6 protein-coding genes are annotated in these 6262 nt (G+C 41.0%); 3 read left to right on the plus strand and 3 right to left on the minus strand.

Features of this window, described 5'->3' with window-relative positions; genetic code table 11:
- Window position 1: 1 nt before the first annotated feature.
- Window positions 2-1429, minus strand: coding sequence for a cytochrome-c oxidase, cbb3-type subunit I (gene ccoN, locus R7Z77_RS21525; RefSeq protein WP_005396488.1), 1428 nt, complete (start codon window positions 1427-1429; stop codon window positions 2-4).
- Between the two features lie 257 nt (window positions 1430-1686).
- On the opposite strand from ccoN, the gene R7Z77_RS21530 reads away from it, so the two are divergent.
- From R7Z77_RS21530 to R7Z77_RS21540, 3 genes are all read left to right on the plus strand, one after another.
- The gene (locus R7Z77_RS21530) at window positions 1687-2043 is read left to right on the plus strand and encodes a hypothetical protein (RefSeq protein ID WP_064353935.1); all 357 of its coding nucleotides are present in this window, start codon (window positions 1687-1689) and stop codon (window positions 2041-2043) included.
- Window positions 2044-2156: 113 nt separating this feature from the next.
- Window positions 2157-3338 (plus strand): FIST signal transduction protein, encoded by a 1182-nt coding sequence (locus tag R7Z77_RS21535; protein WP_318136819.1) that lies wholly within the window; start codon window positions 2157-2159, stop codon window positions 3336-3338.
- Entirely contained in the window at window positions 3328-5049 is a 1722-nt protein-coding gene (locus tag R7Z77_RS21540) for an ATP-binding protein (RefSeq protein WP_025766635.1), read from the plus strand. Before R7Z77_RS21535 ends, R7Z77_RS21540 begins: the two co-directional genes overlap by 11 nt.
- 197 nt (window positions 5050-5246) lie before the next feature.
- Here R7Z77_RS21540 and R7Z77_RS21545 read toward each other — a convergent pair whose 3' ends face one another.
- Together R7Z77_RS21545 and R7Z77_RS21550 are read right to left on the minus strand one after the other, a co-directional pair.
- Complete coding sequence (locus R7Z77_RS21545) at window positions 5247-5381, minus strand: hypothetical protein (protein ID WP_283957537.1); 135 nt, start codon at window positions 5379-5381, stop codon at window positions 5247-5249.
- Between the two features lie 190 nt (window positions 5382-5571).
- Complete coding sequence (locus R7Z77_RS21550; RefSeq protein WP_318136820.1) at window positions 5572-6117, minus strand: hypothetical protein; 546 nt, start codon at window positions 6115-6117, stop codon at window positions 5572-5574.
- Window positions 6118-6262: the final 145 nt, after the last annotated feature.

A 6262-nucleotide genomic window follows, 5' to 3' on the forward strand; every position in this document is an offset into this window, starting at 1 on the left:
CTTATGCCGGATGTGGGATAGCTTTTAGGCTTTCTTTAGGTGCACTTACCGTTTTGTACGTGTTGTATGCCATTAGGAACATACCAGATAGGAAGATAAATCCGCCAAGGAAACGTACAAAGTAGAACGGATAAGACGCTTCTACAGATTCAACAAAACTGTAAGTTAGCGTACCGTCAGAGTTAACCGCGCGCCACATAAGACCTTGCATTACACCAGAGATCCACATCGCAACGATGTAAAGAACGGTACCGATTGTTGCTAGCCAGAAATGCACATTAACTAGACCAACAGAGTACATACGCTCTTGGCCAAATAGGCGAGGTACCAAGTGATATACAGAGCCGATAGAAACCATCGCAACCCAACCTAACGCACCAGAGTGAACGTGACCAATGGTCCAGTCTGTGTAGTGAGAAAGTGCGTTAACCGTCTTAATCGACATCATCGGGCCTTCAAAGGTAGACATACCGTAGAACGACAGTGAAACGATTAGGAAACGTAGGATAGGGTCATAACGAAGCTTATGCCATGCACCAGATAACGTCATAATACCGTTGATCATACCACCCCAAGAAGGAGCAAATAGAACCAGCGACATAACCATACCTAGAGACTGAGTCCAGTCTGGTAGCGCTGTATAATGAAGGTGGTGAGGGCCTGCCCAAATATATAGAGAAATAAGTGCCCAGAAGTGAACGATAGATAGACGGTAAGAATAAACAGGACGTTCAGCTTGTTTAGGAACGAAGTAGTACATCATACCTAGGAAACCAGCGGTCAGTAGGAAACCTACCGCATTGTGTCCATACCACCACTGAACCATCGCATCTACTGCGCCCGAGTAAATCGAGTAAGATTTACCAAGTGACACAGGAATAGCCATGCTGTTCACGATGTGAAGTACTGCTACTGTGATAATAAAGGCACCGAAGAACCAGTTTGCCACATAAATATGTGACGTGTTTCGCTTCACTAGTGTGCCGAAGAACACCACCGCATATGATACCCATACTAGCGCAATTGCGATATCAATAGGCCATTCTAGCTCAGCATACTCTTTACCCGATGTTAAACCGAGAGGCAAAGTAATGGCTGCTGCCAGGATGATTGCTTGCCAACCCCAAAAGGTGAAGGCAACGAGTGGGCCACCAAAAAGACGTGTTTGACATGTGCGCTGTACAACATAATAAGACGTTGCGAACAGAGCACTGGTACCAAACGCAAAAATTACCGCATTAGTATGCAGTGGACGTAAGCGACTGTACGTCAACCACGGCGTATCAAAGTTTAGCTGTGGCCAAACTAATTGAGCGGCAATCAAAACACCAACAGCCATACCAACTATGCCCCATAAAATGGTCACAAGGGTAAATTGGCGAACGACTGTATAGTTGTAGTTTTGTTCAAGCTGCTTTACTTGGCTCATTTGCATGCTTCCAATTTCTAATTAACTACACTTTTACTTCCAACACGACTTGCGTCGTAACACCACCCAAGTAAACTCTAGAATTCAAGTGTTATCATCACCTTATTTCCATTGCTGACTTTAATAAAAAGTGGCATTTTCAGCGTGACACTATACTTGAATTAACAATTCAATGACAGGGTAGTAACCTTACTGGACCTCTGGAAATCATTTTTTATTTAAAAAGTTTGAAGTTTGTAACAAGGATATTAGTAATTATGCCTGCACAAAAGTTAACAAAGGCGCGACTTGCACAAATCTTAATCATGCTCAGTGTTTTAATAGGCGCATTTTTCTGGCGTACCTTTACACACGAGAGTATTAATAGCGTTGACTGTTCACAAAAAGAACGATGCGATGTAACAATTGAAGGAGAAATAATCACGATTAATCGTGACTCAATGGGAATTTCGCTCGAAACGACAGAAAGTAGCACTCTAAAAATTGATCTAAATCAATCTGGTAATTTTATCAATCTCAACGAGAAGCATAAGTCAGTAGAATGGGACATCATGCCTGAATCGAAAAAAATCACCTTTAAAAAAGGTGAAAACATTGTTGTAGTTCAATTATAAATACGATCTATCACGAGATAATCGTAACTTATTAATGAAATTAACACCTTCTTACCTAGAGAAAATTGGTTGGAATGGTATAACAGCAGAGTGATATCCAATTATAAAATCGTATGCATTGCCAATCAGTTTTTACTCATATTAAAGATGAAGACTCAGCGATAAAAACGCTCAGGTCCGAATTGACACAACAGAGCTTGTCTTACGTGATGTGTTACTACACGGAAGAATACAATTTTGAGTTGATTCGAGAAGCGTTTCTTGCGCATTTTCCTGGTGTGCCTTTTCATGGCACCAGTTCATGTCAAGCCGTAATGACAGATCAGGGCTTTCATACAGGCCCAGTAATTGCGGCACTTGCTGTTTATGATACAGGTCCTCATGCTTATGGTACTGGTATTTCTAATCACAACTCAGGTGACAGCGTCACCAAGGCTTTGGATATGGCCCTTGAGAACGCAAACCGTGTAGGAGAGGTACCAAACTTAATTCTACTTCATGCTACACCAGGGCAAGAGGAATCAATCATTGCGTCTATAGATGAAAGATTTGGAACTCTAATTCCAATTATTGGTGGTTCGGCCGCTGATAATAACATCGCTGGGAAATGGTCTGTGATAACCGCCCAAGGCTCTCAAACTTCAGGTTTAAGCTTAACTCTCTTTTACTCCTCTCAACCTGTTGATATCGCTTTTAGCGCTGGGCATACACCAACTAATATCAAAGGTGTTGCAACCAAGACCAACGATAGATGCTTACTTGAAATTGATAATGAACCTGCGCTCAATGTTTATAGAAGGTGGACAAATCACCAGGATAACCAAGTAGGTAAAGATAATATGCTGTTTACAAACTCGAGTGCTTATCCATTAGGGCGGATCGCAGGTCATCTCTATGATCGCCCATATTACAAGTTATCCCATCCGATCCGTGAGACGCCAGATGGTGGAATCGAGTTGTTTACACGAATAGAAGAGGGTGACGAGCTCACATTAATGAAAGGAAGTCGTGAGCATCTCGTTGCGCGCGCTGCAAAAGTCGTCAATGCCGCTTTTAACCAAAAATTAGAAGAGTCTCGAAAAATTGGAGTGATAAATATCTTTTGCGCAGGTCCCATGTTGCACTTAATGCAAGACATGAATAGCGTTTGTGAACAAATTAACCAAGAACTAGAACATTTGCCTTTTATTTGCCCTTTTACTTTCGGCGAGCAAGGTAGATTTATTGGTGGTGAGAATGGACATGGAAACCTGATGATTTCATCGGCTATATTCCATAAACCTTATGAAAGATAAATACTTAGACATATATCAACAGGAAGCGCTTCAAGAAGCGTTAGTTGAGCTAAAGCAGGCTAGACAAAGAGAACGACTACTCGCTGATGAAAACAAGGCCATTCTTTCCGCGATATCTGCGATGAGTGAGGCAAAGAATCGGCATGAGATATTTACGGGATTAAACAATGTCCTCAAAAAGTACATCAACTTCGATGATTTTATTGTACTGACTCGCGATGGTGAGCGATATCCCTTCAGGACATTGATATCAACTAATAGCGTATTTGACAATGTATCCTGGTTACACGGTAACACCTATCAAAGAGCTCTCAATGGTGAATGCATTCTACTGTTCGAGCCAGATAAACTCGCTGAGTTTGTTAACTTAAACAGCTTTATAAAAAGCCATGTAAACTCGGTCGTTTTAACTGGTATACGTTCAGAAGTAACGCAAACCGTAATCCTACTTATTGGAGCTCAGAAAGGGCACTTTAGCATAGAGAATAAGGAAACCTTGAGGCGGTTTCGTCCCTTAATTGAAAGGGCGGTCATTGATATCGAGACCAAAGAGAAGTTACAACGTATCGTTGAGGTAAGAACAACTCAGCTCGCTAAAGCAAGAGAAGAAGCAGAGCTTGCGAACCGCTCTAAGTCGGAGTTCTTAGCGATGATGAGCCATGAAATAAGAACCCCTTTAAATTCCGTTCTTGGAATGCTAGATATACTGAAGCAATCAACCTTGTCAGAAGAACAAATTGATGCGTTGAGCCAAATGGAGTGCTCTGCAGAGTTACTTCTCGCGATAATCAGTGACATTCTTGATCTCTCTAAAATCGAGTCTGGTCGCTTTCAGCTCAATGAACAATGGATTAATTTAAGAGACACTGTCACTTTTGTTATTTCTCAGCAAAAACAAATAGCTAAGAAGAAAAATCTCCAATTTAAACTCAACTGTACTGTCACTAATGACAAACAATTTTGGATTGACTCCACGCGGTTATCTCAAATCCTGTTTAATCTAATAGGGAATGCAATAAAGTTTACAGACGAAGGTGAAGTAAAAGTTTCTGTATCTGAGCAAGATGCTGAACTTGTGATCTCAATATCTGACACTGGAATTGGTATATCTAAAGCAAAGCAAGAGCACTTGTTTACGGCATTTCATCAAGGAGACCGTTCCATCACGAGACGCTTTGGTGGTACAGGACTGGGACTCGCAATAACCAAGCATTTAGTTGAAATGATGCGTGGCAAGATTGCCGTTAAAAGTGATGAGCATGTTGGTTCAACCTTTACGATTTCGATTCCAGTTTTGACTCGTTGTAATCAAAATCGTCCAGTTAGAATCGAAACCAATCAACCGACAAAAGCAATGGAACTTCTCGTCGTAGAAGATACCGAGTCGAATCAGTTCGTAATAAAGCTTATCTTAAATAAGCTTGGCCATAATGTTCATATCGCAAGCCATGGAGCAGAGGCATTAACATTTTTAGAAGAGAATGAGGATTTAATCGATTTGATTCTCATGGATGTCTCGATGCCAGTGATGGATGGAATTACCGCAACAAGACTTATTCGAGATAAAGGTCTCAGGACCCCAATTATAGCGTTAACTGCACATGCGCTAGAAAGCGATAGAGATAAATGCCTGGATGCCGGTATGGACGGATTCATTTCCAAGCCAGTTAGAAGACAAGATATCTTTGAAGCTATACAGTCATTTCAATAAGCAAAAAGGCGTTAATATAGATCTTAACAATCGATAGATTATTAAGATCTATATTAAGTATTTTATGGTAAATAACCATTATGTTTAATACTTACAGTAAGGCCCTTAAATTTAAAATCTGCAGGGGAATAGGAGCATACTCAGACAGCATTTAGCGTACAGCAATATTTAATTTAACATAATATACATAATGCGCACTAAGGGTAAGGTTTGTAATGGTCGATAACCAAATCCCAAAGGAAGTAATAAATAACGCTAGCAAAAAACCAAAGCGGTAAATGCCAAAATGAAAACTCATAAGAGCCTAGCCAAGCGATAATTGAATCAATCATAAATAAGTCCTGTGTGAACGTGCCAAAGATTGGCTGCATACATGTTCCGCTTCCTCGAAGCGATTTTCGCAAGCTCAATATCACTTCTTGCGGCGAGCGGTCTAACTAGAGGTTGCCCATCTGAATAGCATTATTGTTCCCCAAATACAGAAGCCCCAAAACAACGTCCAAAGAATATTTAACAGCATAACTATATCTGAACAGGAACGTTTTGCTGAAGAATGTCGGTTGGCTTTTCGCGTTGGCCGCAAGTGAAGATCCTTTCTGAATCCTCCCAAGCTACCCGATAGACACAATCCGAAAGAACCTCAAACTGATAGCCAATATCAACCAAATCTGTATGGTCGAAACTAAAAAGCTTATCCGTACCATCGTAAACATCGATGTATATCTTATAGAAAGTCAGGTCACGGTTTAGTTCTCCCATTGATTTCAAGCTAGTAGTAAGCGCGATTTGCTTAGCGTAACCAGTGATAAAAAAGTCGTAACCATCTAAAGGACCAAAACCGGAACTGTTCTTTTTCTTGGGTGAAGTCTCCGTTCCTTGAGCTGTTGGCGTGCCAGCTGGAATTTCTACGTTAACATTTTGCTGCTTTACTGGTTCCGGTGCTTTTTCAGGTTCAGGCCACCAAGCCATGATGTTGATAGGCAAGCCAATACCCAAAAGCAAAGCGGTACCAATAACAGGCCATCGCTTCCAGAAAGGTCGAATGTCTTTTGCTTGCGCCTCTTGCACATGCTTATTGGGGCTTTGTTGCGTAATTCGATGGAACTAAATCAGGAAGTTACGATCTGATCGGTTATATCAGTTAATCATCGTAGCCTTATGCCGAAACCTCGTTACAAAACAACTAACTGGAAGCAGTACAATAAAGCCTTAA

The organism is Vibrio sp. 1401 (genome assembly GCF_033340295.1).